General features: G+C 52.4%; 26 protein-coding genes. 14 read left to right on the top strand and 12 right to left on the bottom strand.

The genetic code is table 11. The features are described 5' to 3' along the window. Nucleotides 1–90 precede the first annotated feature (90 nt). On the bottom strand, nt 91–1,671 hold the full coding sequence (locus ON072_RS03560) for a DHA2 family efflux MFS transporter permease subunit (protein WP_261752705.1): 1,581 nt from the start codon (nt 1,669–1,671) through the stop codon (nt 91–93). 13 nt (nt 1,672–1,684) lie between these two features. Further along, nucleotides 1,685–2,734, bottom strand: a complete 1,050-nt coding sequence (locus ON072_RS03555; RefSeq protein ID WP_109247134.1) for an HlyD family secretion protein — start codon at nt 2,732–2,734, stop codon at nt 1,685–1,687. Between the two features lie 100 nt (nt 2,735–2,834). On the opposite strand from ON072_RS03555, the gene ON072_RS03550 reads away from it, so the two are divergent. Together ON072_RS03550 and ON072_RS03545 are read left to right on the top strand one after the other, a co-directional pair. Next, on the top strand, nt 2,835–3,809 hold the full coding sequence (locus tag ON072_RS03550) for a LysR family transcriptional regulator (RefSeq protein ID WP_208128944.1): 975 nt from the start codon (nt 2,835–2,837) through the stop codon (nt 3,807–3,809). A gap of 243 nt (nt 3,810–4,052) precedes the next feature. Continuing rightward, nucleotides 4,053–4,430, top strand: a complete 378-nt coding sequence (locus tag ON072_RS03545) for a GreA/GreB family elongation factor (RefSeq protein ID WP_028781376.1) — start codon at nt 4,053–4,055, stop codon at nt 4,428–4,430. A gap of 632 nt (nt 4,431–5,062) precedes the next feature. On the opposite strand, the gene ON072_RS03540 is transcribed toward ON072_RS03545, so the two are convergent. Continuing rightward, nucleotides 5,063–5,866 carry an AraC family transcriptional regulator gene (locus tag ON072_RS03540; RefSeq protein WP_107352849.1) on the bottom strand — a complete coding sequence of 268 codons (804 nt, stop codon included), beginning with the start codon at nt 5,864–5,866 and terminating at the stop codon, nt 5,063–5,065. Between the two features lie 137 nt (nt 5,867–6,003). Between ON072_RS03540 and ON072_RS03535 the strand changes: the two genes are divergently transcribed. Both ON072_RS03535 and ON072_RS03530 read left to right on the top strand, forming a co-directional pair. Beyond that, on the top strand, nt 6,004–6,891 hold the full coding sequence (locus ON072_RS03535) for a DMT family transporter (RefSeq protein ID WP_261752706.1): 888 nt from the start codon (nt 6,004–6,006) through the stop codon (nt 6,889–6,891). Nucleotides 6,892–7,318: 427 nt separating this feature from the next. Further along, nucleotides 7,319–7,450, top strand: a complete 132-nt coding sequence (locus tag ON072_RS03530; protein ID WP_096141150.1) for a hypothetical protein — start codon at nt 7,319–7,321, stop codon at nt 7,448–7,450. A gap of 83 nt (nt 7,451–7,533) precedes the next feature. Here the strand turns inward: ON072_RS03530 and ON072_RS03525 are convergent, their stop codons facing one another. Next, nucleotides 7,534–8,868: an SO_0444 family Cu/Zn efflux transporter gene (locus tag ON072_RS03525; protein ID WP_261752707.1), complete on the bottom strand. Its 1,335-nt coding sequence runs from the start codon at nt 8,866–8,868 to the stop codon at nt 7,534–7,536. After that, the gene (gene zntR, locus ON072_RS03520; RefSeq protein ID WP_028781380.1) at nt 8,862–9,353 is read right to left on the bottom strand and encodes a Zn(2+)-responsive transcriptional regulator; all 492 of its coding nucleotides are present in this window, start codon (nt 9,351–9,353) and stop codon (nt 8,862–8,864) included. Before zntR ends, ON072_RS03525 begins: the two co-directional genes overlap by 7 nt. Nucleotides 9,354–9,629: 276 nt before the next feature. On the opposite strand from zntR, the gene purH reads away from it, so the two are divergent. After that, nucleotides 9,630–11,219: a bifunctional phosphoribosylaminoimidazolecarboxamide formyltransferase/IMP cyclohydrolase gene (gene purH, locus ON072_RS03515; RefSeq protein WP_028781381.1), complete on the top strand. Its 1,590-nt coding sequence runs from the start codon at nt 9,630–9,632 to the stop codon at nt 11,217–11,219. A gap of 134 nt (nt 11,220–11,353) precedes the next feature. Next, nucleotides 11,354–12,649: a phosphoribosylamine--glycine ligase gene (purD, locus tag ON072_RS03510; protein WP_261752708.1), complete on the top strand. Its 1,296-nt coding sequence runs from the start codon at nt 11,354–11,356 to the stop codon at nt 12,647–12,649. A 137-nt stretch (nt 12,650–12,786) separates the two neighbouring features. Here purD and ON072_RS03505 read toward each other — a convergent pair whose 3' ends face one another. The 4 genes from ON072_RS03505 to ON072_RS03490 form a co-directional block, all read right to left on the bottom strand. Then, on the bottom strand, nt 12,787–13,515 hold the full coding sequence (locus ON072_RS03505) for a fumarate reductase iron-sulfur subunit (protein WP_261752709.1): 729 nt from the start codon (nt 13,513–13,515) through the stop codon (nt 12,787–12,789). Next, entirely contained in the window at nt 13,512–15,539 is a 2,028-nt protein-coding gene (locus ON072_RS03500; RefSeq protein ID WP_261752710.1) for a fumarate reductase flavoprotein subunit, read from the bottom strand. The genes ON072_RS03505 and ON072_RS03500 overlap by 4 nt, the downstream gene beginning before the upstream one ends. A gap of 65 nt (nt 15,540–15,604) precedes the next feature. Beyond that, entirely contained in the window at nt 15,605–16,270 is a 666-nt protein-coding gene (locus ON072_RS03495) for a fumarate reductase cytochrome b subunit (RefSeq protein ID WP_025011335.1), read from the bottom strand. 130 nt (nt 16,271–16,400) lie between these two features. Then, nucleotides 16,401–17,126 carry a fumarate reductase cytochrome b subunit gene (locus tag ON072_RS03490; protein WP_025889945.1) on the bottom strand — a complete coding sequence of 242 codons (726 nt, stop codon included), beginning with the start codon at nt 17,124–17,126 and terminating at the stop codon, nt 16,401–16,403. 351 nt (nt 17,127–17,477) lie between these two features. On the opposite strand from ON072_RS03490, the gene prmA reads away from it, so the two are divergent. The 8 genes from prmA to ON072_RS03450 all read left to right on the top strand — a co-directional run bounded on the left by prmA (nt 17,478) and on the right by ON072_RS03450 (nt 22,921). After that, nucleotides 17,478–18,359: a 50S ribosomal protein L11 methyltransferase gene (gene prmA, locus ON072_RS03485; RefSeq protein WP_274625966.1), complete on the top strand. Its 882-nt coding sequence runs from the start codon at nt 17,478–17,480 to the stop codon at nt 18,357–18,359. A gap of 152 nt (nt 18,360–18,511) precedes the next feature. Further along, complete coding sequence (gene dusB / locus ON072_RS03480; RefSeq protein ID WP_274625965.1) at nt 18,512–19,483, top strand: tRNA dihydrouridine synthase DusB; 972 nt, start codon at nt 18,512–18,514, stop codon at nt 19,481–19,483. A 14-nt stretch (nt 19,484–19,497) separates the two neighbouring features. Beyond that, nucleotides 19,498–19,803, top strand: a complete 306-nt coding sequence (fis, locus tag ON072_RS03475; protein WP_025011339.1) for a DNA-binding transcriptional regulator Fis — start codon at nt 19,498–19,500, stop codon at nt 19,801–19,803. Between the two features lie 124 nt (nt 19,804–19,927). Further along, the gene (locus tag ON072_RS03470) at nt 19,928–20,734 is read left to right on the top strand and encodes a DUF6387 family protein (RefSeq protein ID WP_274625968.1); all 807 of its coding nucleotides are present in this window, start codon (nt 19,928–19,930) and stop codon (nt 20,732–20,734) included. Nucleotides 20,735–20,836: 102 nt separating this feature from the next. Further along, on the top strand, nt 20,837–21,040 hold the full coding sequence (locus ON072_RS03465; RefSeq protein ID WP_107005228.1) for an AlpA family phage regulatory protein: 204 nt from the start codon (nt 20,837–20,839) through the stop codon (nt 21,038–21,040). Nucleotides 21,041–21,051: 11 nt separating this feature from the next. Beyond that, nucleotides 21,052–21,273, top strand: coding sequence for a helix-turn-helix transcriptional regulator (locus ON072_RS03460; RefSeq protein WP_107005229.1), 222 nt, complete (start codon nt 21,052–21,054; stop codon nt 21,271–21,273). A 189-nt stretch (nt 21,274–21,462) separates the two neighbouring features. Beyond that, the gene (locus ON072_RS03455) at nt 21,463–22,314 is read left to right on the top strand and encodes a YagK/YfjJ domain-containing protein (RefSeq protein ID WP_107005230.1); all 852 of its coding nucleotides are present in this window, start codon (nt 21,463–21,465) and stop codon (nt 22,312–22,314) included. 451 nt (nt 22,315–22,765) lie between these two features. Beyond that, complete coding sequence (locus ON072_RS03450; RefSeq protein ID WP_181316328.1) at nt 22,766–22,921, top strand: hypothetical protein; 156 nt, start codon at nt 22,766–22,768, stop codon at nt 22,919–22,921. Between the two features lie 138 nt (nt 22,922–23,059). Here ON072_RS03450 and ON072_RS03445 read toward each other — a convergent pair whose 3' ends face one another. The 3 genes from ON072_RS03445 to ON072_RS03435 all read right to left on the bottom strand — a co-directional run bounded on the left by ON072_RS03445 (nt 23,060) and on the right by ON072_RS03435 (nt 25,984). Further along, nucleotides 23,060–24,250: a hypothetical protein gene (locus ON072_RS03445; RefSeq protein ID WP_144128551.1), complete on the bottom strand. Its 1,191-nt coding sequence runs from the start codon at nt 24,248–24,250 to the stop codon at nt 23,060–23,062. Between the two features lie 56 nt (nt 24,251–24,306). Then, the gene (locus ON072_RS03440; protein WP_274625964.1) at nt 24,307–25,158 is read right to left on the bottom strand and encodes a hypothetical protein; all 852 of its coding nucleotides are present in this window, start codon (nt 25,156–25,158) and stop codon (nt 24,307–24,309) included. Nucleotides 25,159–25,276: 118 nt separating this feature from the next. Beyond that, nucleotides 25,277–25,984: a M48 family metallopeptidase gene (locus tag ON072_RS03435; protein ID WP_274625963.1), complete on the bottom strand. Its 708-nt coding sequence runs from the start codon at nt 25,982–25,984 to the stop codon at nt 25,277–25,279. Nucleotides 25,985–25,993 lie beyond the last annotated feature (9 nt).

Raw genomic sequence — 25,993 nt, 5'->3', positions numbered from 1 at the left:
TCGGGAACTCAGCCTACACCAGTCTGAAATCCGGCGCAAAAAAATGCCCGCAACGGGGCGGGCCAAAGGGTATGAAGAAAATGTTTCGGATTACGCCTGAGGTGCCGCCTTACGGATAGACAGCACGGCCACCACGGCAAGAACCAACAGGCAGCCCATGATAAAAAACACATCGTTGTAGGCCTGTACATAGGCTTGTTGGGTCATGGTCTGCGCCAATAAGGCCTTGGCTTGTGCCGAAGCCGTGACCGGATCTGAGCCGGCTGCCTGCAACAGCGCCGCGTTGGCGTTGAGCGCCTCATAGGCTCCGGCACTCACTGCGGGCACGGTTTCCTTGATATGCGCCAGATGTATTCTGGAAAGGTTGTCTGTCAGAGTCGCCACCAGCGCAATCCCAAAGGCGCCGCCCAGGTTGCGCACCACATTGAGCACGGTCGACGCCGATGGCGTTTGCTCAGGCTTGAGATGCATGGTCGCCAGGATCCCAATCGGCACCATGATAAAGGGCTGTCCCAAGGCTCGAACCACCTGCGACGCTATCATTTGCGGTCCGGCATAATCCATGGTCATATGGCTGTTCATGTAATAGCTGAGCGCCAACATGGCAAAACCGAACGCCGCCAGGTAACGGCCGTCAACTTTCTGCATTAGTCTCGGCACCAGAGGCAACACCAGGAGCTGCGGAAATCCCATCCACATAATGACCTCACCGATTTCCAACGGACTGTAGTCATGTAGCTGCGACAGAAACAGCGGGATCATATAGATGGCACCAAACAGCGCCGCCCCCAATAGGAAATAGGCTAAGGTAGAAATAGCAAAGTCTCTCTGCCCCAGAAGCCTTAAATTCACCAAAGGTGCAGACTTGCGCAGCTGGATCCAGATAAACAGGCAGATATTGATTGCCGCTATGATGGCCAGATTACGGATCAGATCCGAGCCAAACCAATCCTTGCGATTACCCTCCTCCAATACAACTTCCAGGCATCCCATCCCCAGCGCCATAGTCACTATTCCTGAATAGTCGGCGTTGCGGAGTTTGTCCCAAAGAATCGGCTTCTTCTCCAAACCGTAGGCCAACATGGCCATCACCACCAAGCCAGGGGGAAGATTAATGTAAAACAGATAGTGCCAGCTGAGGTGTTCGGTCAACCAGCCGCCCAGAGTGGGGCCTATGGAAGGCGCAAAAGTTGCCGTTACCCCAAACAATGCCATACCGACGGCGCGTTTTTCAGTGGGCAAGCATTCGAGAATCAAGCGAAACGCCAGGGGAATAAGGGCGCCACCAAAGAAGCCCTGCAGTGCCCGAAAGGCGATCATCGCCTCCAAATTCCAGGCAAATGAACAGAGCAGCGAAGCCACAATAAAGGCCAGCGCGTTCCAAAGCAGATAGCGCCGCACCGACAGACCTGTGCTCAACCAGCCTGAAAGGGGAATAGCTATCATCTCGGCCACCAGATAGGCAGTCGAGATCCAGGATCCCTCTTCCAACGTGGCCCCCAGACTACCCTGGATCTCCTTCATCGACGCATTGGTGATCTGAATATCCAGAATCGCCATAAAGGCGCCAATCAGGCCGCCGAATACGGCTATCCAGGCGCGGCGCGAGCCGGGTCCATAGCTGTCATCCTGCGGCGCGGCAGTGGCTGCTGTGATTGCAACTTGAGTCATCTGAGTTCAAGCTTCAGCGGCGGGCGATGGCATCAAGGGTGCCACCGGTCTCGGTATCAACACTGACAACGGCACTGAGTCCGGGCATCACTCTGGCATCTTCTTCTGCCAACTGCAGGCGGATCCTTACCGGGATCCTCTGAACTATCTTGGTAAAGTTACCCGTGGCATTTTCCGCCGGTAACAGACTGAATTTGGCGCCGGAGGCCGGTGACAGGCTATCGATAACACCAGTAAAGGTTTTGTCGGGAAACGCATCGAGCTTTACCTGCACCGGCTGACCGGGCTGCATATGCTGGATCTGGGTCTCTTTGAAGTTCGCCGTGATCCATACGGCCCCATCCGGCACCAAACTGAACAGCGACTGCCCCGGCTGGACGTATTGCCCCACCATGGCGCCGCGTTTGCCCACAACTCCAGAAAATGGAGCCCGCACCTGAGTATCTGCCAGTTGAATCTTAGCCAGTTCCAAACTGGCACCCGCTTCCTGACTCTTGGCCTCGGCCTGGGTTAATTGGGCATTAAACACTGCCAGTTCCCGCTCTTTGGCATTGAGTGCGGCTTTGGCTTCATCCAGACGAGCCGCGGCAGAATCGGCAGCGGCCGTCAGCTGATCCACATCATCCTGGGAACTGTAATTTTTCTGTCTGAGTTTTTCGGAGCGCTCCAATTGCTGACGGGCACGATGCAAATCTGACTCGGCGGCGACCACTCCAGCCTTGGCCTGAGTGATCAAAGCCTGCTGCAGATCGACCTTGGCAGCCAAAGTGGTCAATTCGGCTTTGGCACTGTCCAGTGCCGCCTGCTCCTGCGACAACTTGGCCTGATACTGACTGTCTTCAAGTTGTGCCAGCAACTGCCCTGCTTCTACGTGCTGGTTGTCTGTAATATCGGTTTTAACCACATAACCCGGCACCTTTACACTCAGGTGAGAAATGTCGGTTTCAACATAAGCGTTGTCTGTGGTTTCGATAAATCTGAGTTGCTGATACCAGTACCAACCGCCGCCCAAGATGGCCACCAGCAGCACAGATCCCCCAATCAGCATCTTGGGCTTCAACATAATTAGACTCCTGAATTTTGGAGTGGTATTTTACAACTGTCTCAGCAGATTTATTAGATGCCATACACTCAACCCACTGTTTCACAGGTGTAACAATAATATGGATCTCAATCGGGTACAGATTTTTGCGCAAGTTGTTGATAAAGGAAGCTTTACTGCCGCAGCTAAGGCGATGGGCATCACCAAAGCGACCGTCAGCCGTAAGATAGCCGAGTTGGAGCACAGCACAGGGGTACAGCTGTTGTTGCGCACCACCCGCAGCCTGAAACTGACTGAGGCAGGTTCAATTTACTTCAACAAAGTCAATAAAATACTCACAGATTTACGCAGCGCCGAAGATCAACTCAGCGCCAGCCAACAGACAATCCGTGGTAATTTGCGTATCGTTTGCCCGATAGAGTTTGGCCAACAGGCACTCGGCCCTGTGATAGCCAGGTTTCTGGAAGACTATCCGCAAATGCAGATAGAAGCCGAGCTGACCAACCGCAAGGTGGATATGGTCGAAGAAGGTGTCGATGTGATGTTTCATGTCCAGGGATTGGATGACCCCAGACTGGAACACTTTCGCCTGGTACATGCCCACAAGGTGTTGATGGCCAGCCCGGAATATCTAGAGAGGTTTGGCACGCCAACGACACCCGATGAACTGCTTAACCACAGAGGAATACGCCTGGCATCGCCTTACATAGATGGCAATTGGCGGATTTTTGATGGCAAGCAGTGGCAAGAGATAATCCCCAACTGTCGCTTGCAGGTCAACAATATCACCCTGGCCAGAGAAGCCGCCATAGATGGCCTTGGAATCGCCAGCCTACCTATGATGATCGCCCATGATGCGCTGCAGCGGGGAGACTTGTTGCCGATACTGCAGGATTTTCCCATGGAACATGTCACTGTTAATCTCATCTACCCCAAACGCGCCTATCTACCGAGAAAGTGCCGCACCTTTGTCGAATATTTCTACCAGGCCTTGTTCCAACGTTGGGGCAACCTGGTACTGGACATCCCTCCCTATGTCATTCCCCCGGAGAATTTGGCCCAGATGACCCCGGCCAATATCTGCTGTGACCAATGAGGGTTTGCTTTTCCGATCTCCTTGGGCTATGGTGAGGGCCAGTTAGATTTTTTCCCTTATTTTTAAGTGCTTGCACTTGCATTGATGTTGCGGAGTCTCATTATGTACAGTCACACTTTACCTCTCAAGAGCACTTCACTGACATTTCCAGTGTAAGCCGGGTGCGGCCACGCATCCGGCAGTAGCAAAGTTTTCTATTCATTTTCCGTTTCAGCCTGTGAGGTTGTGGTGGTGTATAAATCTTTGTCTGCACTGGCAGATCTATTTTCATTCAAAACATCGCAGCTCTATCTGCAAAACTCGTTCAATGTGTCTTTGAGGCCACTGACCCTGGCATCGGTGATCGCCAGGCTGGCACAGCCCTGTCCCGGCGGCGGTGTGGTGCACCCGGGAACCAAGGCGCGTCTGCAAAACCTGAAAACCGGCGAGTTTCTGGAGGTGGAGTTGGTTTATCCACAACAACATGATCCCGACTCCGGCCGCTACTCTGTATTGTCCGATCTGGGTGAGGCCCTGCTCGGATGTACGCTGGATGATCTGATTGAAGTGGATGTACCGGGTGGCCCTGTGCTGTTTCAGATCCTGTCCCTGAACCAGCCAAGGCCCTGCCTGCCGGCCTGATTGCATGCTTATTGACGCTTAACAAGAGGAGACAGTGCCTTGAAGTGTTTAACTCAGCCGTGAATGGCCCGGACAGGATGATCCGGGGTTTGGCTTAATCCTCGACGGCCACCGCCTCTTTCCCGGTCGGTCGAAGGGGAAACAGCCCTCTCTCTGGCAAAGCGGCGGCGTAGAGAGAGGTCATTGAAGAGGAGATACGCTCATGAGTAAAGAAAAAGCAAAGAAAAAACCGACTAAATCCCTGAAAGAAAAACGACGGGAAAAACGCGAAAAACGCGCAGATCAGGAGTAATCCCAAACTACTCCTTAGGGAAGGTGCAAATAAGTCCCATGTGTGCTCTGCGTCGGCTTACAGGCCTGAATGCAAGGCGTGGTTCGCAGCAAATGGCCCTAGTCCTTTGCAAGAAACACAACACAGCAGGCAGGCCTGTAAGCCACGCCCTTCGGGGCTTTCACAGCAACGGGCTCTCTGCGTTATCCGACTTCGACAGGCCCCGGCATGCCTTCAGTCAGATGCCTTGAACGCCAATAGTTGTGTAAGCCACTCTCTACAAAAGAGAAGGCCACGAGGACTTGTTCGCACCTTCCTTAGTTTCGAGCCACCTTTTGGGCGCCTTAGGGCGCCCCTTTTTTCAAGGCAAGACAAGCGCACTTCCTTGGGCCAGCTGTTGCCTGTAGGCCTGCGGTGTACAACCTGCGTACTTGCGAAACAGGCTGATAAAGGGCGAAGTCTGGTGGTAACCCAACGTCAGTGCCACCTCCTTCACTGAAATCGCTTGTCGCAGCAGCTGCAAACTGTGGATAAAGCGATAGCGTTGCCGCCACTCGGTATAGTTCATTCCAAGCCTTGCCTGGCACAAGCGCGCCAAAGTGCGTTCTGTGGTACCTAAGGTATTGGCCCAGGCGGCAAAACTGCGCCCGCCCTCAGGCTCGGCTTCCAGCTCGGCAGCTATGGCCTGCAACATGGGATGGTCGGTTACCGGTAAAAAGGGTTGCACTTCCCTGGCCTGACTCAGCTGATCCAACAACACCTTAAGCAGTCTTTGATCCTCAGGTGTATGTGCCAGCTCGACACCTCTTGAGTTCAAGTCCATCAAAATAGCTTCCGCTATCGGGCTCAACTCCAGCAGGCAGATATGCTTGGGCAACCCGGCAGCCAGTTCCAGTGGCACATTCATTGAACTGTACTGCACGCAGCGGCGCATGTAGCTCTCATGCTTTACTCCGGCCGGGATCCAGATACCGCACTGCGACAACGACATAAAGCGCCGTCCTTGAGCCACCAGCTCCATCAAACCGCCGCGGCTCAGTTGCAGTTGCCCCCAGACATGACTGTGCATAGGCGTCAGCGTATCGGGTGAGAATTGCTGGTAGTAGAAGAATACCTGCGAGCCGTCACCGGGATGCTGCTCAGGTGGATGATAGATATTGGCCATATACAAATGTCCGAAGGCGGGTTGACTTTGTCTGATAACAGATATGTATATCACATAAGACGTGAAATAATCTGCCCCGTATTATCCAACCCAGGTTTGTCTGTTGAGCCTTGCTCGTAGTTCTGAGGAGCCCTGTTTTGTATCTGTTTCCCTTGTTGGCCGTAGCCATCTGGGCCGGCAATAGTCTGGTCAATAAACTCTCCGCCAGTGTCATAGCGCCGGAAGCCATCTCTTTCTACCGTTGGGCTTTTGCACTTTTGCTCTTGACCCCAGTGCTGCTCCCCGGGGTTTGGCGCCGCCGCGCCATGATCCGTCCCCATCTTGGCAAACTTGCCGTGCTGGCAAGCCTGGGAATGGTGCTGAACCAAAGCCTGGCGTATTTTGCCGCCGCGACCACCAGCGCCACCAATATGGCATTGATCACTTCTCTGGTGCCGGTTCTCAGCCTGTTGCTGGCAGTGCCTTTGCTTGGAGTGAGACTCTCCAAATTGGCACTGCTTGGCGCCTTTGTCTCCTTCAGCGGTTTGCTGTTTATGCTCAGCCAAGGCGACTTGGCCAGGCTGTCTACCTCAGTGGTACCCGGCGATCTCTTGTTGCTGCTGGCCGCCGTGGTCTACGCCCTCTACGGCGTGCTATTAAAACGCTGGTCGCTGCAACTGCCGACCTGGGACTTGCTGTATATGCAGATACTGTTCGCCGTGTTCATGCTGTCACCCCTGCTGCTCTTTGCCAGCAGTATCAGCATCACCCAGGCTTCACTGCCCTTGATAGCCTATGCCGCTATCTGTGCCTCGATTCTGGCGCCCTGGGCCTGGATCAAGGCGATTGCGCTGCTGGGCACAGAGAGAACCGCCATCTTTATGAACCTGATGCCAATCTTCACTGCCGTGCTGGCATCCACGTTACTGGGTGAGCAGTTGGGAGTCCCTCACTATGTCGGCGGTGCCTTGGTGCTGACCGGGGTCAGCCTGGTGCAGTATCGTGCCAGACGCCCAAGAGCCATGCTCAAGGCGGAAGCACTTTAAAGAAGGGTTGTGGCAGCGACTGATTCGCCCAGGCTTTCACTCGCTCTCTCACACAATCTTTCGCACGGCCCTGGCCACTTTGTAGTGAAATACTCTTAGGAAATTCTCGCAAAGGGCCAGGGCCATTGGCTGCGAAACATGCCTTGCGTCCAGGTATGCAAGCCGACGCAGAGCACAGATAAAACTTGTTCGCGCTCCTTAGTCAAATACCATCTCAAAAACAAAAACTTATTCTCAAATATTCTATTGAAGCCGACAGCAGTATTTCGGCAACAGGCGTAAAATATCCGGGTCGGCCCAGGCCGACCAACTGGTTGAATCACGCCGGTGTCTGACTGACCGGTATGCCAGCTGTAAGTGGATCTTAAATTGCAGGAAGCGGGGAGATAACCCCAGCCAGGCTTTCGCTATCAATGGAATCAACACCATGAAAGAGCACAGAAACAGCAAAGAGCAAAAGAAGAAACCCATGCACTCTGCCAAGGAGAAGCGGGCCGCCAAAATGGCCAAGAAGCAGGCCAAACTCAATCCTGTGGAGAATATCAAACAAGGCAAATGACCCTCTCCCTTCACAGCCCCTGTTTGGCATTAGATAAAACGAAAGGCGCTCAATCGAGCGCCTTTCCCTTGTGCAGTGGAGTGTCAGCCGGAGCAGCAATCCCGCCGCAGCCAACGCCTGGGGATCTTGTCGTAAATTACCTTGGCCATCAGCAGCGCCAGAATAATCCCCGACCAGTTGACCACAGCCTGTGGCAGTAACTGGTGCTCTTCCCCTATCTGCGGCATCACTTCAAAACCAAAGTTCGCCACCAGCAAGTTCACCAGCATTCCGGCCAGCAGCGCCACCCCGAGCACCCCGCCAAGATAGCCGTAAAGCGCCCGTCTACCCATCTCTTTGGCGACTACGCCTAGGGTGGCTATGTTGGTGGCAGGTCCCGCCAGCATAAACACCAACACGGCGCCCGGGGAAACCCCGGCCAGCAGCAAGCCTGCGGCTATCGGCGTCGAAGCAGTGGCACAGATATACATGGGGATGGAGATGAGAACCATCACCAACATGGCCAGAATACCGCCGCCCCATTGGGCCAGGAAGTCTCCCGGCACATAGGTCTGTACCAGTGCGGCAAAGAACAACCCCACCAGCAACCAGATGGCGGTGTCACGCACCAGATCCGTGGCGGCATACTTGAGACCGGCCAGCACTCTATGCAAGACAGACTTCGACTTGAGTTCAGCTGCCATGTCGTCACTGTCGCAGCAGCTTGAGGCCGATTGTGATGATGAACAACATGAAGCCGCCTCTACCTTAGGTTGAGAGCAGCAGGAATGAGTGGCTTCCTCCTTGACCGAAGAGCAACAAGACCCGCCGACGGTGCTGGCCTTAGCGGTACTGATCTTAGCCGTACTGCAGCAGTCTGCCTCTTGCACCTTGGCCGGGGCACAGCAGGAACTCTGAGCTTGTGTCGGCGCGGCCTTGAGAGGACTGTAGTTGGCAGCGGCTGCCGGCTTGAACTGGGCCACTGTTTTGGCTTGAGCCTTCTCCGGCTCGCTCTTCTTCACTGCCTCAGAGGGCAAAACCGGCTCATCATCGCGGCCAACCAGCAAACCCGCCACTATGGCACTGCATACCGCGGCAATAGGTCTGACAATCGCCATAAAGGGGCCGAGCAGAACATAGGACACAGTGACCGAATCGACACCGGTTTCAGGGGTCGATACCAGAAAAGAGGTGGTGGCCGCCTTGGAGGCACCACTGCGTCTCAGGCCAACTGCGGCCGGGATAACGCCGCAGGAACACAGCGGCAAAGGCGCGCCCAGCAGGGCCGCCTTGACAGTGGTCTTGAGGCCATGGCCCCCCAATTGTTTTTGCATCCAGCTCATGGGAACAAAAACCTTCAGCAGCCCCGCCAGCACCAGCCCCAATAGCAGCCAGGGTGCCGACTCGAGAAACAGCTCAATAAAATTATCCATCAACATGATTTTGCGCCCCTACTTACACGGCTATTGGCATGACTGTGATTGTGACCCTTGCCGGTTTCGACTCTGGGGGACAGCTCATCGTCACAGGACTCCAACGCCTCCAAAATCGAACAATGCTCGGCACTTTCAGGGCCGCCACAGCAAGTATCCGACAGTAACTGCAAAGACTGGCGGAACTGATTAAGCTCGGCAATTTTCTGCTGGACCTTATCCAACTTGTCGTCCACCATGCCTTTGACATCGCTGCAGGCACGGTTGGACTTATCCAGTTCAATGGACAAAAGCTCGGCTATCTCCCCCAGGGTAAAACCCACCGCCTTGGCCCTGAGAATAAACTTCAGCCGCTCGGCATCCCTGTCGCTGTAGACCCGGTAACCGGAGTCGGTGCGCATAGAGGGTGCCAGCAGGCCGTGTTTCTCGTAAAACCTCAGGGTATCGGCCTTGATATCAAAGCGCTTGGCCAGTTCACCTATCCTGTACATATGCAGTTCCTGCTAATAATTCCTATTCAAGTATAAAGCTTAGAGCTTAATCCAAGGTCAAGTGTTTTTTATCCCGCTTCGGGGTTTTGGCTTGTTCGCAGAGCAATATTGTGAAACGCGTAGAAAAAACACCGCGGCAAATCGTTTTACGTTAAAATACGGCGCGCCTTGAGGGTTCCCGGACCATTCGAGGGACTTTTGGAAAACAAGGCAAATCAGCACTGCCTGGTTTTCCGAAAGATCCTTGAATATAAAAAAGTGGAATACTGTACCCAAATGAATAATGCCAGACCCATACGTCGCGCGCTCTTGAGCGTATCTGATAAGACCGGAATCCTGGAGTTCGCCAAAGCGCTGCATGCCCAGGGCGTTGAACTGCTGTCCACCGGAGGCACCGCCCGCTTGCTGGCGGATAACGCTGTACCTGTCATTGAAGTTTCAGACTACACAGGTCACCCAGAGATCATGGATGGCCGGGTCAAGACACTGCATCCCAAAGTGCATGGCGGTATTCTCGCCCGTCGAGGCCAGGACGAAGCCGTCATGGAAGCCAACGGCATAGGCCCGATTGACCTGGTGGCCGTTAACCTCTATCCCTTCGCCGAAACCGTTGCCAAGCCGGGTTGTACCCTGGAAGACGCCATCGAGAATATCGATATCGGCGGCCCGACCATGGTGCGCGCCGCGGCCAAGAACCACAAAGATGTCACCATAGTGGTCAACGCCTCTGACTATCAACGCGTACTGGCAGAAATGGCGGCCCACCAGGGTTCAACCACTCTGGCGACCCGTTTCGATCTGGCCATTGCCGCCTTTGAACATACGGCCGCCTATGATGGCATGATAGCCAACTACTTCGGCACTCAGGTTCCGGCCCACAGCAAGGACGAGTGTCATCAGGATTCCAAGTTCCCGCGCACCTTCAACACTCAGTTGCTGAAGAAGCAAGATCTGCGTTACGGCGAGAACAGCCACCAGAGTGCCGCCTTCTATGTTGACCTCAACACAGACGAAGCCTCGGTCGCCACTGCCGTGCAGCTGCAGGGTAAGGCGCTGTCTTACAACAATATCGCCGACACCGACGCCGCGCTGGAATGCGTCAAGGAATTTGAGCAACCCGCCTGCGTTATCGTCAAGCACGCCAACCCCTGTGGTGTCGCCCTGGGCAGCGATCTACTGGACGCTTACAACCGCGCCTTCAAGACAGACCCTACCTCGGCCTTCGGCGGCATCATCGCCTTCAACCGTGAGCTGGACGGCGCCACTGCGGCGGCCATTGTCGAGCGTCAGTTTGTTGAAGTGATCATCGCTCCTAAGGTCAGCGAGCAAGCCCGCGAGCTGGTTGCCAAGAAAGCCAATGTCCGTCTGCTTGAATGTGGTCAGTGGCAAGGCCGGACCAAGGGCCTGGATTACAAGCGGGTCAACGGTGGTCTGCTGATCCAGGACAGAGATCAGGGCATGGTGACCGAGGCCGACCTCAAGGTGGTCAGCAAGCGTCAACCTACTGCCGAAGAAATCAAAGATCTGCTGTTCTGCTGGAAGGTCGCCAAGTTCGTTAAGTCCAACGCCATTGTTTATGCCAAAGACGGCATGACCATAGGGGTGGGCGCAGGTCAAATGAGCCGGGTCTACAGCGCCAAAATCGCCGGTATCAAGGCCGCCGATGAAGGCTTGGTCGTGGAAGGTTCTGTGATGGCATCCGATGCCTTCTTCCCCTTCCGTGACGGTATCGATGCCGCTGCTGCTGCCGGTATCAGCTGCATCATTCAACCCGGTGGCTCCATCCGCGATGAAGAGGTGATTGCCGCTGCAGACGAGCATGGAATGGCCATGGTATTTACCAATATGCGCCACTTCCGTCACTGATAGTCAGCAGGCCCAAACCGGCCTGCACTGATGCAATGAACTTATCGCCGGAATAACCTCCGGCGATTCGCCGTAACAAAGCCCTGCCCGGCCTGAACCTGCCCGCAAGGCGTTAAGCGAAAAAGGATAAGAAGATGCAAGTACTCGTGATTGGTGGTGGTGGTCGTGAACATGCCCTGGCCTGGAAGGCAGCGCAATCTCCCGCTGTGGAAACCGTATTTGTTGCTCCGGGGAATGCCGGCACGGCGCTGGAGCCCAAACTGGAAAACCTGGCGATAGAAGCCACGGATATCCCGGCGCTGCTGGCCTTTGCCAAGCAACAACAGATAGCCCTCACCATAGTCGGCCCAGAGGCCCCTCTGGTACTGGGTGTAGTCGATGCCTTCCGCGCCGAAGGCCTGAATATCTTTGGCCCCACCGAAGCGGCAGCGCAACTGGAAGGCTCCAAGGCCTTTACCAAAGACTTTCTTGCCCGCCACCGGATCCCAACCGCCGACTACCAGAACTTCACTGAAATTGCCCCGGCCAAGGCCTATGTTACCGAACTTGCCGGTCGCACAGGTTTCCCTGTGGTGATCAAGGCCGATGGTCTGGCCGCAGGTAAAGGGGTGATCATCGCCCAGGATCAAACCGAGGCCAATGCCGCCATCGACGATATGCTGGCAGGCAACAAGTTCGGCGAAGCCGGCTCCAGAGTGGTCGTTGAGGAGTTTCTGCGCGGCGAAGAAGCCAGCTTTATCGTGATGGTCGACGGCAACAATATTCTGCCTATGGCCACCAGCCAGGATCACAAGGCCCGTGACAACGCCGACAACGGCCCCAACACAGGCGGCATGGGTGCTTACTCCCCGGCGCCGGTCGTCACCCAAACAGTGCACGATTGGGTCATGGCCAATGTTATCCGGCCAACGGTTGACGGCATGGCCGCCGAAGGCAATGTCTACACCGGCTTCCTCTATGCCGGCTTGATGGTTGCCGCCGATGGCAGCGCCAAGGTGCTGGAATACAACTGCCGCTTCGGCGACCCCGAGACTCAACCTATCATGATGCGCCTCAAGTCGGATCTGGTGGAGCTCTGCCTGGCCGCCTGCCGTGGTGAGCTGGACAAGGTCAGCGCCGAATATGATCAGCGCGCCGCCGTCGGTGTGGTCATGGCCGCCGGGGGTTATCCGGATGATTACCGCAAGGGTGATATTATCGAAGGGCTGTCACTCGGCAACAATGAAGCCAAGGTGTTCCACGCCGGTACCAAGATGGTCGATGGCCATGTAGTCACCAATGGCGGCCGGGTATTGTGCGCCACGGCTTTGGGCAACACAGTGACCGAGGCCCAACAGGCCGCTTATGCCCTGGTGGATGAAGTCCATTGGGACGATGTCTATTTCAGAACCGACATAGGCTATCGCGCCATCGCCCGCGAGCAGGCATAACGGCTTTCACTCAGTTAGCCAGACTCAACAGTCAACAGAAAAGCCCGGAAAATTCCGGGCTTTTCTGTTTGAACCTCAGCTTAGCTCTTTAAGGGCTTAGTTCTCTGAAGGCATAGTTTTCTGATTGCTTAATCACTTTAAAGCAAGGTACTGGCCATCTTGCGGCGCAGGTAGGCTATCTGCTGCATATGGGGCAAGTCTTTAGGACAGTTATCCTGACATCCCAGCAGGGTCATACAACCAAACACCCCATCCTGATTGCCTATCACATGATAGAAGTCCTCGGCGCTGCGGGCATCGCGGCTATCCAGCTCGAAGCGGGCGATCTTCATCATGCCGACGGCGCCGACAAAGGTGTCGCGCATCTGCTTGGTGGCGCAGGCCGAGACGCAGACACCGCACTCCACACAGCGCTCCAGTTCATAGAGTCTGGCGGCTTCCTCCGGGTCCATCGGGGCTTCCAGATGGTGGATATCCTGCTGATCCGGCTTGGGATACAGCCACAGCTTGAGCCTTTCAGCCAGCTCACGCATAAACTTGCCTGTGTTGACCGACAGATCCCCTATCAGCTCAAAGCCTGGCAGCGGCATCAGGGTGATCAGTCCATCTGGATATTTGGCGGTCAAGGTGCGGCAAGCCAAAGTAGGAAAGCCGTTGATCACCATGGCGCAGCTGCCGCAAATCCCGGCGCGACAGACAAAGTCGAACTGCAGCGATGGGTCCTGCTCCTCCCTGAGGCGATTGAGGGCGATAAATACCGTCATCCCCGGAGTTTCTTGCAGCTGATAGTCCACCATTTGTGGCTTGTCTCCCGCTTGCTGTGGGTCGTAACGGAAGATCCTGAAGGTTAAAGTGCGGCCACTCATGCGTTGTCATCTCCGGCAGGGTTAGGCTGAGAAGGAATTGAAGTCTGTGGGCAAGCCAGGCGGTCGCTCAGGCGCTCGTTGCCGGGGCGCAGGCTTTCCGGCAGTTCGAACGGCATCAGTGCCCGCTGCTTGTCTTCAGCGCCGGCATCCGGCCCCAAAGACGCGAGAATGGCAGCAATCTCCTGCTCGCGTTTGGCGGTATCCGGATGGGCAATGGCATTGTCGGCACCATAGCCGCGATAGCCGGGCGGCAGTTCCATCTGCATCACATCCAGCGCCTCGTAGCTGAGCACAGGCTCCAGCGCATCGGCGTCCGGCCAGCTGGCCAGGGTACGGCTGAGCCAGTCTTTGTCGTTACGCTGCGGGTAATCCTCGCGGGCATGGGCACCACGGCTCTCGGTGCGCGCCAGGGCGCCGCAGGCCACAGTCAGCGCCACCTTAAGCATACGCCTGACCCGTAGGGCCTCAACCAACTCGGGGTTGGCGTGGCGCTTCTTGCAGGTGACGACAATATTGCGCGAGCGAGCCAGCAAATCCTTGAGTTCGGCCACCGCCTTTTCCAGCTCAGGGCCGTTACGGAAGATGCCGACATAGTCCATCATCACTCTTTGCATCAGGCGCTTGAGCTCAAACGGGCTCTCGCCCTGCTCCCGAGCCAGCAGCTCGTCTATCTCCTGGTTGAGCTCATCACGGAAACGCTGCACCAACGCCGTATCCAGCACCAGCTCCTCCTGCTCGCAGAAGTCGGCCACATATTTGCCTATGATCATGCCGCCGACCACAGTTTCCGCCAGCGAATTACCGCCCAAACGGTTAAAGCCATGCATGTCCCAACAGGCCGCCTCGCCGACACTGAACAGCCCCTTGAGCTGCGGGCTCTCTCCTGTATGATTGGTGCGAATACCGCCCATGGAATAGTGTTGGGTCGGCCGCACCGGGATCCACTCTTCAGCCGGATCTATGCCGAGGAAGTTCTCACAGATCTCTTTGACTTCCCGCAGGTTGGTTTCCACATGCTTGCGCCCCAGCAGGGTGATATCCAACCACAGGTGCGGGCCATAGGGGCTGTCGACTCCCTTGCCCTTACGCATATGTTCTGTCATCCGCCGTGATACCACGTCACGGGAGGCCAGCTCTTTCTTTTCCGGCTCATAGTCAGGCATAAAGCGGTAGCCGTCTTTATCCCGCAGCAAGCCACCGTCACCGCGGCAGCCCTCAGTGGTCAGAATTCCCACGGGCACTATGGCCGTGGGGTGGAACTGTACGGCTTCCATATTACCAAGGGTCGCGACCCCGGTTTCCAGCGCCAGCGCCTGGCCTATACCCTCACAGATCACTGCATTGGTGGACACTTCATAGATACGGCCATAGCCGCCTGTGGCTATGGTGGTGGCCCGGGCGATATAGGCCCTGAGTTCACCGGTGATCAAACAGCGTGCAATAACCCCATGGCAGCGGTTGCCATCGTGGATGAGTTTCAGCGCCTCGACCCGTTCATGCACCGGGATATCCATGGAGATCGCCTTATTGTCCACCGCATACAGCAGCGAATGGCCGGTACCATCGGCGGTGTAACAGGTGCGCCATTTCTTGGTACCGCCAAAGTCGCGGGCATTGATCAGCCCGTGAGCCTCGGCGGCTTCTTCCAGAGTCACCTTTTCGGCATTGACCACCACTTGACGCGGCCCGGCAGTCACCCTGGTCCAGGGTACGCCCCAGTTGGCCAGCTCACGTACCGCCTTGGGAGCACAGTGGGCGAACATTCGCGCCACCTGCTGATCGCAGCCCCAGTCTGAGCCTTTGACCGTGTCCTGAAAATGCACATCTTCGCTGTCGCCCATGCCCTTGACGGTATTGCCGAGACTGGCCTGCATACCGCCCTGGGCCGCGGCCGAATGGGAACGCTTGGCAGGGATCAGCGACAGTACCAGGGTATCCAGGCCACGCTCTTTGGAAGCGATGGCTACCCGCAGACCCGCCAATCCGGCGCCGACAACCAACGAATCCGTATAGATGAGTTTCACACACACTCCTTATGGGACGGCACAATGCCGTTTGCCCTAAAGCTATCTGTTTGGGTTATCGATACTCAGCTCGCGTGGGGCCAAAAGGCCAGCAAGGACGCCAGACCTACGGCGACAAACGCCACACTGAGTATGGTTTTAATTTTTCTAAGACGCGCCCGGCTGTTGAGATCCCGCGCCGCGCCCCATTTCAATGCCACCCGGTACAGTCCTATGGCGGCATGCAACTCCACTGTCAGCAGCAGTGGCAGGTACAAGGCCCAGGCATACTGGTTCCAAATCCTGTCGGCCGAGCCCTGTGGCCCTATGGTTTCCGGGGCCGAACCCACCAACCAAAGATGCACAGGAAGCAGCAGCAAAATCACCACTCCGGTAGCGGCCTGCCACACCCACAAGCGGGTATCGCCATGATCAATTTGCACTAGTTGCTGTTTCAGAGCCTTTTGCTGCCTGAGCGACAGAGGCAACTTGTGCAAGGCCACCAACACATGCAGTAACGCCAACCCTGCAACGGCTATGGCTATCAGGCTCACCACCCAGGGATAGCCGTGGCCATCGTCACTGAGAAAACTCAGCTCCATGTTGCGGGCCACCCATTCCATTGCCGGTGCCCCCAGCAATATTGAAGACACCAGCAACAGGTGAGTCCACAAAAACAGCGCCAACAACACGCCTGAAGCACTCTGCCCCAGATCCAACCAGCCGCCCCAGCGCTCACTCAGTCGTATCATCCGTATTCCCCCTGTCATCCAATGGCTTAACCGCTTAAAGATAGTAAAACCAATGTGGATCACAAATGGCGAACGAACCCTGAGGCAGATCAAACTTCTGCCGGTTAATTTACCTTTAACTGATATTGAGTTAACCGGGAACAAACGGCTGCAACGGCAGGCTCAGCTCATTGCCTAGCAGCATATAGGTCACCAAACTGCCTAAACCAAGCACAATAAGGTATACAATCAATAGCTTGGCTATTTTCCTCAGGCCAGTGCGGTTAAAGCTGAGGCCCCATTTCACCGCCACCCGATACAGACCTATCATGGCGTGGATCACCACCGCAGGCAGCAGCAGGATATACAGCAGCCAGGTGTTGTCGTGCCAGACTCGGTAGGCCGACATATTGGGGCCGATTTCCGGATTGGCTATCATGGTGACCAGGTGCATGGGCACCAGGAAGAACAGGATAAAGCCGGTAGCCAACTGCCAGAACCAGGCGTGGCTGTCGCGGTGTTTGATCAGATGCAGATGGCTTCGCAGCGCCCGCCATTGGCCGAGCTGCGCCGGAAAGCGCCTCAGCGCCATGGCGGCATGCAGTATCACCACCAGCAGAATAAACACAGAGAAGAGTTGCGTCAGCAGTGGGTAACCGTGGCCACTGGCACTGAACCAACCGCCTTCCAGCACCTGCACTACCTTATAGAAAGCCTCTTTACCCAGCATGATGCTGGATTCGAAGTGAAGATGCGCCAACAGAAACATGCCCAGCAAAATGCCGCTGGCACTCTGCAGGCGATCGGCTCTGGCCGACCAGTGGTGGCTGTTGGCATGACCGAGCCAGCGCTCGGGGATGTGATATTTTGTCAGCATGTTTTTTGGGTACAGATCCTTGGGATCTACAACATAACTCACAGCCAAACTGCGCCAATGCCCAAGGAGTCTGAATGTGACCTGCCTCAATCGAAAGTGGGGGATTATCTGATCACGCTCACAAATAAACCACTTGCAGCAAAACAGAGGTAATACCAATTATCCACTACAAATCAAACGTTTATTTGAAACTTTAAAACAAAAAAGACAGCAAATTACCGTAAATCCAACCGCTGACCGAGTAAACCTGAAACCGGGTTTCACTCCGCCCTCTTTACCCCGGTGTGCTGGCAAGGCCGGCAGCCTATGGCTTACAATAGCGCTTTATTGTCCCCCACGAGAGAAGATTCCATGCCCTGGATCCAGTTACGCATCCACAGCAGCAGCGAGCACGCCGAGACACTCAGCGACCTGTTGCTGGAGGAAGGCAGCGTGTCCATCACCTTTGAAGATGGTAAAGATACGCCGATTTTTGAGCCCAAACTGGGAGAAACCCCACTTTGGGCCGACACTGTGGTGGTCGCTCTGTTCGATGCCGGCACAGATCTGACGCCCACAGTCGAGATGCTCAAGCAACTGCCCTTCCTCGAAGGCAAGCTCAACTACAAGATAGAGCAGATAGAAGATAAAGACTGGGTCCGCGAATGGATGGACAGCTTCCACCCCATTCAGTTCGGCAAGCGTCTGTGGATCTGTCCCAGCTGGCGTGAAATCCCGGATCCCGAAGCCGTCAACGTGATCCTGGATCCCGGCCTGGCCTTTGGCACAGGCACTCATCCCACAACGGCCCTGTGCCTGGAGTGGCTCGATGGCCTGGAGCTGCAAGGTAAACAGCTGGTCGACTTCGGCTGCGGTTCCGGCATTCTGGCGGTCGCCGGTCTCAAGCTGGGCGCAACCAACGCCATAGGCATAGACATAGACTACCAGGCGATAGACGCTTCCCGCGACAATGCCAAGCGCAACGGCGTAGATGACAGACTCAGCCTCTATCTACCTGAAGATCAACCCAAAGGTATTCAGGCCGATGTGTTGGTAGCCAATATTCTGGCCGGACCGCTGCGGGAACTGGCCCCCCTGATCGCCGAGTTGGTTCGTCCGGGTGGCAAACTGGCGCTGTCCGGTTTACTGCAGGAACAAGCCGAAGAGATCCGCGAATTTTACGCTCAATGGTTCGAGATGGACGAAGCCGTTCACAAAGAAGATTGGAGCCGCTTGACAGGAGTACGCAAATAGCGGTAAAGGCGGCGCCAGAGCGCACTGGCGCTGACTTCCCACCAATCAAAAGTCAAGTAAAAAAGTTTTGCTCAGGTCATTTATTGACCTTTTCACCGCTGTCAAAAAGGCGTACTATAGCGCCCCTTTGAAGAGCAAGGTGAAACAGCAAAATGCAGATTGGACCCTATCAACTGAAGAATCAGCTGATCGTGGCACCAATGGCAGGTGTCACCGATCAGGCCTTCCGCAATCTCTGTATCCGTTATGGTGCTGCCATGGCAGTGTCAGAGATGCTTTCGTCCAATCCCGACCTTTGGGACACGGACAAGAGCCGCCAGAGAATGACGCACTCGGGTGAAGAAGGCATACGCTCAGTACAAATCGCCGGGGCTGACCCCGATAATATGGCTTGGGCCGCCCGCTACAATGTAGAGCAAGGCGCCCAAATCATAGATATCAACATGGGTTGTCCGGCAAAAAAAGTGAATAAAAAGCTCGCGGGTTCTGCCCTGCTGCAATCGCCGGAACTGGTAAAGAAAATACTGGATGCCGTGGTTGCCGCAGTGGATGTGCCGGTAACGCTGAAGATTCGCACGGGCTGGGCCCCAGAACACAGAAATGGTGCTCAAATCGCCCGGATTGCCGAAGAGAGTGGCATTACGGCGCTCGCGGTTCATGGCCGCACCCGCCAATGCATGTACAAGGGTCATGCCGAGTACGACACCATCAAGGCAATCAAACAGAATGTCTCGATTCCTGTTGTCGCCAACGGGGACATCGATAGTCCGGAGAAGGCGCGTTTCGTGCTGGATTACACAGGTGTCGATGCCCTGATGATAGGACGGGGTGCCCAGGGAAGGCCTTGGATTTTCAGAGAGATCCAGCATTACCTGGACACAGGTAGCAAGCTAGCGCCCATAGGGATGGCAGAGCAGCGTCAAGTGATGCTGGAACACCTAACCAAACTGTATGATTTATATGGGGAAGTAAAGGGCGTCCGCTTCGCCAGAAAACATATGGGATGGTACCTGGACCAGGAAGAACAGCGCCAGTTCCGTGCCGACTTTAACCGGCTGGAAACCGCTGCAGAACAATGTTCCATGGTGGAACGTTTTTTTGATGAATGTGTACTAGATAAATAAAGAGCAGAATACGAATGTTTGATCAGACAACTCACACAGAAGCTCATCAGCTTACCGTAGGCAAAATCGAAACCGCTAACGGCACCATCAAGCCCCAGTTACTGCGCGACGCTGTAAAGCGCGCTGTCAGCAACTTCTTCGCTCAGTTGGACGGTCAAGAAGCTCAGGAAGTTTATGAAATGGTGCTATGCGAAGTTGAAGCACCTCTGCTTGATATCATTATGCAGCACACTCGTGGCAACCAGACCCGCGCCGCCAACATGCTGGGCATCAACCGCGGCACACTGCGCAAGAAGCTGAAAAAATACGGCATGAACTGATATAAATTCATAATGTATTGAAATAAAAAGGCCTTTCTTTAACAAGAAGGGCTTTTTTACTTTTCATGTACCCCCACATGTACCCCGAGGAAAATGCTAGACCTTCTAAAATGGAATCATTGTGATGTCATCGCCCACCAGCAAAGTTGAAAAAGTCACATACGAAAGTCATCGCTATTGGCCCGACTGGTTCGACTTAGAAAACTACAAATGCCTTGAAACTCTATCAGCGAAACAGTTCATCATCGAACTTCAAGAACGCCTGACTTTGTTGCACTGTCCATGTGATAGCAAAGGCAGAAGGCTCACAGATGATCGCAAATGGCGGGCTATTAAGCGGGGAGATGTACTGTTGGGCTATACCACTCAAGAGTCTCCTGATTGTGAAGCAGTCAGAGAACTGAATGCCGCAGACATCGAAGCGCTTTACCAAGACTTCTTGATTAGCAACGGCCTCCCAATTGAACCTGACTACCTGTTCCCATCAAATGGCAAAGGGATAGCATTATTAGCCATCGATTTAGCCAACGCAGATGATGCACTACTGCTAAGTAACTTTACGCATTTCATCAATCAAGTCAGAGCACGCGATAAAATCGAAGAACCTAAGTTCCCCCGCTTAGCAAAAGCAAACATTAAGTCGTTCAAGAAGTTGCTCTTTTATAAAGCAATTCCGTATATGGATTTGATGCTGTATTGCCACAATGCCCTGCCAAATGACGAACACTGGCAACCGCTAGAATTTAGCCTCCCCATGTTGTCCAAGTTGCTTTTAAATGACGCAGTTGAAGCAGAAAAATTCAAAAAAACCTATAAAAGCTTCTACAACAAACTAATTGGCGACAAAGCTGACGAACCATTTTTAGCAATGCTGTTTTCAGCCATCCGAAACGACAAAGTGCTGGCAAATACACAGGTAAAAGATCTCTAACCAACACCTGGGGTAAAAATGCCGTGTTCATCTTTACCCCGAAATTAATCCCCCTCATCTGCATCATGTTCACCAAGTTAAACGAAAACAGTTGGAGACATAATGCAACTTACTGAAACCCAAATTTTCCAAGAGCGTATCGTCCGCGAAGATGAACGTAAACGGATCACCTCTATTTCTCGTTCTCAAGCTTATCAGCTAGAAAAGCTGGGTCGATTCCCTAAACGTATTCTCATTGGCTCTCGTTCCGTCGGATGGCGTTTCTCAGAATTAATGGAATGGGTTAAAAATCGACAAGTGGCGTAGGAGGGACAGATATGAGCAACTGCAAGTACCGCCAAGACCCTCTAGAGATTTACATCGATAACAAACGCATCCTACGTAGAACCGAGGTTCAGCGTCTCTTAGGTATTAGCCGTTCCACACTTTATCGATGGATAGAAAAAGGCATCTTCCCGCCACCAGTTGATCAACATGGCGCTATCGCCTTCTGGCATAAAGAAGACTATGACGACTGGCTAGCTAAGCACCATAAATAGAACGTTAAGCAGGGATACCGACCCTGCTTTTTTTCACCTATTGGTGACACACACTGACACATGCCACCACATGTCACACAAAGCGGCATGAGCTCACAGTTCATAGCTAATGGGGTTTTGCACTCCGTATTCACCCAGAAATTCGGCGGATATTAAAGAATATAGGTAAGCAAACTTAGGGGGATCTTAATGAGTCATCCATTTAACATCACGCCACATAACTCACAACGGTATGTCTATAATGATCACTCTTGGCCTATTTACAAAGACAGCTACCAATCACTTTGTAGTAAAAGAATACTCAAGAAATCATTCGAGCTCGTTGAATCAATGCTCGCACGTTACTCTCGTGTAGTGATGGTCAGAATTGACTTAAAACCCCGTAGCTTCAACGCAGACAACAAACTGATTAAGCAATTCCTGCACGGTCTTCAAATCGCACTGACTCAGCAATATCAGTCTAACGTGGGTTATCTCTGCGCTCGGGAACAAAACAGCTCAGATAAAGAGCATTACCACTTAGCCCTGTTCATTAGCGGTCATAAACTACAACACCCTGAAGCGCTCCAAAAGAAGATAAGCGAACGCTGGCAACGTGAAACCCAAGGCAGTTGCTACTTGGTAAAGCATCCGTATTACACATTGCGACGAGGCGACAAAGACAGCATAGATCCAGCTATCTACCGCCTGACCTATCTGGCTAAGTCCAGCTCAAAACAGCTAAATCCCAGGGCTACCTCTTACCTATGCTCCGGCATCATGCCAGAGAAGCAACGCAGAGCGTCGATTGATTTACCTTATCTATTGCTGGTGGACAAACAGATGCGGCAAGTACGCTTGATTAAAGCCGCTGAAGCGCAAGCCATAGGTGTCAAACCGAAGGTCTACACCTATAAAGATACAGCCGTTGTGATGGATAGTAATAACTCACCTATTCACGTCGCCAACATACACCGAGTACCTATCAATAAGCAGCGGCTTCAATTGCCGTATCTGATAACCTTGGGGAGACGAGTGTTTCACTCTGTCGAATATGACTAAAATGTTAACCGTTTCATCAAAATGAAGATATTGACAGTATTCCGTGAAGACTTTATAGATTGTTCGGGCGGCGAATTTCCAATTAACGATTTGATAAATAAGATATTGTTATTTAACTAGGCAGGTGATCACCCACGGCATGACCTGATCACCTACTCACTGATCACTTTATAGGTGATCACCAAGTGATCCTCGTCCTAATTGGGTGATCAACATATGCGAGCACAGCATACAAAACTTCGGTCGCTAGCAACATATTTACATTCATTCTCGCAAATACACTACCAGGACTCAGCGTATAGCAAGTATCAATGATGAGGGGCTTAGCCCTACCTCCTCCCAATGACAAACTTGGACGTTCCCCCCCCCACCACAGAGCATTGAGGTCTTGGCAATATATCCATCGTTGACCGACATTTCGGCCAACTACACCCAATCAAGGAGATAGAGAATGACTAAAAGTAAGACCCCAATGACATCTCAAGCAGCTGCACGTATTCAAAGTTCTACAGCAAAACAAAATGGTGGCACCGTCACCAAAGGAAGCTTTTCAGCAAGGGCCCAAAGCAGCGCAGCTAACAATTCTAATACCAAGGGAGGAAAATAGTATGTCCAAGCGATACTTACAGGCAGAGCCGTGATGAAGATGAACGTCCCGAATACTGGCCAAATCAAACTGATAATTAACTTTATTGATTTGTGAAGTACACGCGCAAAGACTTAAGTTTTTGCGCGTCTTTAGCAACTAAACTAAATTCTGTTTGTAACGCTCAAAATATTTGGGGTATTCAGCTAATACTTCAGCTATTATCGAAACGACACTTTCATCTTTCACCTGCTCACAAAGCCTTACAACTAACTCATCTATCCCACGAGCGATACGGAGATAAATCAAAACTGAATCAACATCATTACCTCCTAATGCATTCATATAGTTAGATACAAACTTTCTCAGTTTATTCGCAGATGGCATATTCTTCCCATTACGCCAATCTTTGAGTTGTTTATACTGCTTATCATTTAAAGTTTCAGCACACTCACCAGACTCATCAATATCTATATAAGCAGCTAGTGATCGCCAACTAGAACCCAACTCATTCTTTGCTAAAATAGTACGTAGCTCACTTAGCATAGAGCTAAAGCAAGCCCTTCCATTATCATTATAACCATTTATAACTGAAGAAAAAAAACTCCGATGAGGTTCGCCTATCTCTTTTGCCCCACATCGCATGTAATAAAGAGAAAGACCTAGTTCATAATGTGCTATTGCTGAAAAATAGAAGTCAAAAAACAGGTGGAAAAACGCCTTTAAAATAGCACTATTTTCTTTTTCTGATCTAGAAAATTGAGTATTCTCCGAAGCAGCATATAGAGAATAAAAAACCAGTTGATCTGCGGGCACACCACTATATTCAATCCAGATATCAACCTGAGCCAACCAAATAGCATTCAGATCATTTTCCTTTATTACCCCCTTTCTAATTTCAGATTTTATAGATTTTACCATTTGATAGTCTACTTTCGCTCTTGCATCAATAAAATCAAGCAAAAGAGTGAACTCATCGTCCTGGGCTGATATCCGATACCCATAAGATAGTGCGTTCCAAAGACCTGCATTAGAACCAACGTTCATGGCACGACGTGTTTTCAACACATGGGGAACACTCAGGAATCTTTTAATTGGAATAGGCAGAAATTCAAACCAATTAAGCAGTTTTTTAATCGTTGGCCTAGCAACGCCTTTTTTTGACATCTCAGCTCTAGAACTTCGACTAACTCTTAAAGGTTGATCATATCTATCTTCAAGTGACGGAATAAGTTTTACAAAATTATTTGGCAAACCCAGCAATTGTAAAACATCAGCAGGTGATGGCAAAAACACACTTTTAAAATCAATAACCTTAACAATATATTTACCATCACTATTAGGCTGCATATTTCATCACTTCATTTCTTCAGATAGGTGACTAAACTCATTACGCCACGACATACTTAGTACCTCACGGCATAAACCTTGGTTGCACACTCGTGGCAAGTATCTTCATTGAAAAAGAATGCAGCATCGTCTGTGTAACCACACTGCCCACATACTCGTGAGGATTTGGATTGATGATAAATTGCCGACTTCACCTCCCGAACCAGGGCTGGTACTGTGTCCTTAGGGAGTACTTGTATCAACCTATCTCTGTATGCCCATTCGTGTGGATGGGGCCAAATCACTTCAGAAAGATAAATCTCAATCCCATGAGCAGTTTTCCTAGCCCAAACCTTTCCTTTTTTTCGGTCTGTAACACGATCCATTTGGCTGACATCGTAAGGCTGTACAAAATGCTCCTCACAGTCGGAAGCACTTGCTCTACTCTCATGGCCAGACAAACTAGCAGCAACCAAGAGATGGCATTTAGGACAAATGGCAAATATCTGAGAAGTATTCAATTCACTATGTATATCACGCAAGGCTTGTGGCGCTTTACGACTTGCTATCTGTGACTTACGATACATAAGCTTACGCTCGATTCCTGTTGAAGAATGAACCAAGGCTGAGAGCTCAAAGTCATCCCCTAGATGAATGTGATACAAAGTTTGCTCATCGATAGGAACCGATATGCTACTTGGCAACTCTGGCATATCAAAATTAGTCTCAAGGCTGTCTTGATGCGGCCTGACTATTGGTTCGGGGGAAAGCTCAACTCTCTCGCCGCTCTCTATTGGAATAGGTTCTGCAAACTCGTATTCACTACGTAATAAATCATAAAATGTTTTTATATAAGGCTTATGTCCGGTGAAGCGAATGGCCTCTTGTGAGACAAGAGATTTAATATTAGGGATATTGTCCAAAACCATAACCGACACCTTCTATTCAGAAAATTTAGCCCTAGCGGCTAACCTTACCCCTGAGATGAGTACAAATCTATTGATGATATGTCCCTTTTTATGCAGGATGCTCTGTGAGAATTAACCATTACACCACCAGCAATTGCGCGTTATCTCTCAACCACTCTTTGCACTCTCGGTAGTCAGGCATCACGCGCTCAACCTCGCGCCAGAATTGCGGTGAGTGATCATGGTGCAGCAGATGGCAAAGCTCATGTACCACCACATAATCGACGATACGATTCGGGGCGAGCACAATTAGCCAATTGAACTCTAAGTCCCCATAGGGAGTACAACTGCCCCAACGGCTCTTAAAGTCTTTGATCCGAACGACTGCCGTTTCTACCCCAACAAGCGATTGATAGCGTTCCACCTTTTCGCGGATTTTCTTATCGGCGTTGCGCTTATACCAGTGGACTAACGAACGGCGAACAAACGTCTCTTGCTTGGCATATTCAGGCACAGTTACAGTGATCTTGCCGTTGACTAATCGGGTTGGCGTCACCTTTCCCTGAACCACTTTTAGACGGTAGTTACGCCCAAGATAAGGGAAGGCCTCACCAGACACATACTCTTTACCACGCGATGGCTGTGCTTCGGTGTGGATTGCGAGCTTCTCTATAATCCATTGATGTTTTGCGGCTACCAGCTGGTGGACTTTCTCCATGGGTAACGCTTTGGGCACCACAACGGTAACAAAGCCCTCTTCTACTTTAATAGTGGCGGATTTACGACGCGCAGTACGAACCACAGTAACCTCGTAGCCCGCTTGTTTAATCACCTCGTTATCTTGCATTACCGGGGT

The sequence above is a fragment of the Shewanella sp. K8 genome (genome assembly GCF_028823715.1).
In the GTDB taxonomy this organism is placed as follows: domain Bacteria; phylum Pseudomonadota; class Gammaproteobacteria; order Enterobacterales; family Shewanellaceae; genus Shewanella; species Shewanella algae.
The sequence above is the reverse complement of the archived record's forward strand: the minus strand, read 5'-3'. Positions and strand labels throughout refer to the sequence as shown.

Excerpts from the sequence above, each read along its gene's own strand:
- ON072_RS03555 (WP_109247134.1), bottom strand. The coding sequence starts at position 2,734 with ATGTTGAAGCCCAAGATGCTGATTGGGGGATCTGTGCTGCTGGTGGCC.
- ON072_RS03440 (WP_274625964.1), bottom strand. The coding sequence starts at position 25,158 with ATGGTTTTGGACAATATCCCTAATATTAAATCTCTTGTCTCACAAGAG.
- prmA (WP_274625966.1), top strand. The coding sequence starts at position 17,478 with ATGCCCTGGATCCAGTTACGCATCCACAGCAGCAGCGAGCACGCCGAG.
- ON072_RS03540 (WP_107352849.1), bottom strand. The coding sequence starts at position 5,866 with ATGGCCAATATCTATCATCCACCTGAGCAGCATCCCGGTGACGGCTCG.
- fis (WP_025011339.1), top strand. The coding sequence starts at position 19,498 with ATGTTTGATCAGACAACTCACACAGAAGCTCATCAGCTTACCGTAGGC.
- ON072_RS03455 (WP_107005230.1), top strand. The coding sequence starts at position 21,463 with ATGAGTCATCCATTTAACATCACGCCACATAACTCACAACGGTATGTC.
- ON072_RS03530 (WP_096141150.1), top strand. The coding sequence starts at position 7,319 with ATGAAAGAGCACAGAAACAGCAAAGAGCAAAAGAAGAAACCCATGCAC.
- ON072_RS03460 (WP_107005229.1), top strand. The coding sequence starts at position 21,052 with ATGAGCAACTGCAAGTACCGCCAAGACCCTCTAGAGATTTACATCGAT.
- ON072_RS03495 (WP_025011335.1), bottom strand. The coding sequence starts at position 16,270 with ATGATACGACTGAGTGAGCGCTGGGGCGGCTGGTTGGATCTGGGGCAG.
- ON072_RS03465 (WP_107005228.1), top strand. The coding sequence starts at position 20,837 with ATGCAACTTACTGAAACCCAAATTTTCCAAGAGCGTATCGTCCGCGAA.
- purD (WP_261752708.1), top strand. The coding sequence starts at position 11,354 with ATGCAAGTACTCGTGATTGGTGGTGGTGGTCGTGAACATGCCCTGGCC.
- ON072_RS03525 (WP_261752707.1), bottom strand. The coding sequence starts at position 8,868 with ATGTTGATGGATAATTTTATTGAGCTGTTTCTCGAGTCGGCACCCTGG.
- ON072_RS03550 (WP_208128944.1), top strand. The coding sequence starts at position 2,835 with ATGGATCTCAATCGGGTACAGATTTTTGCGCAAGTTGTTGATAAAGGA.
- ON072_RS03435 (WP_274625963.1), bottom strand. The coding sequence starts at position 25,984 with ATGCAAGATAACGAGGTGATTAAACAAGCGGGCTACGAGGTTACTGTG.
- ON072_RS03445 (WP_144128551.1), bottom strand. The coding sequence starts at position 24,250 with ATGCAGCCTAATAGTGATGGTAAATATATTGTTAAGGTTATTGATTTT.
- purH (WP_028781381.1), top strand. The coding sequence starts at position 9,630 with ATGAATAATGCCAGACCCATACGTCGCGCGCTCTTGAGCGTATCTGAT.
- dusB (WP_274625965.1), top strand. The coding sequence starts at position 18,512 with ATGCAGATTGGACCCTATCAACTGAAGAATCAGCTGATCGTGGCACCA.
- ON072_RS03560 (WP_261752705.1), bottom strand. The coding sequence starts at position 1,671 with ATGACTCAAGTTGCAATCACAGCAGCCACTGCCGCGCCGCAGGATGAC.
- ON072_RS03470 (WP_274625968.1), top strand. The coding sequence starts at position 19,928 with ATGTCATCGCCCACCAGCAAAGTTGAAAAAGTCACATACGAAAGTCAT.
- ON072_RS03450 (WP_181316328.1), top strand. The coding sequence starts at position 22,766 with ATGACTAAAAGTAAGACCCCAATGACATCTCAAGCAGCTGCACGTATT.
- ON072_RS03490 (WP_025889945.1), bottom strand. The coding sequence starts at position 17,126 with ATGCTGACAAAATATCACATCCCCGAGCGCTGGCTCGGTCATGCCAAC.
- ON072_RS03505 (WP_261752709.1), bottom strand. The coding sequence starts at position 13,515 with ATGAGTGGCCGCACTTTAACCTTCAGGATCTTCCGTTACGACCCACAG.
- zntR (WP_028781380.1), bottom strand. The coding sequence starts at position 9,353 with ATGTACAGGATAGGTGAACTGGCCAAGCGCTTTGATATCAAGGCCGAT.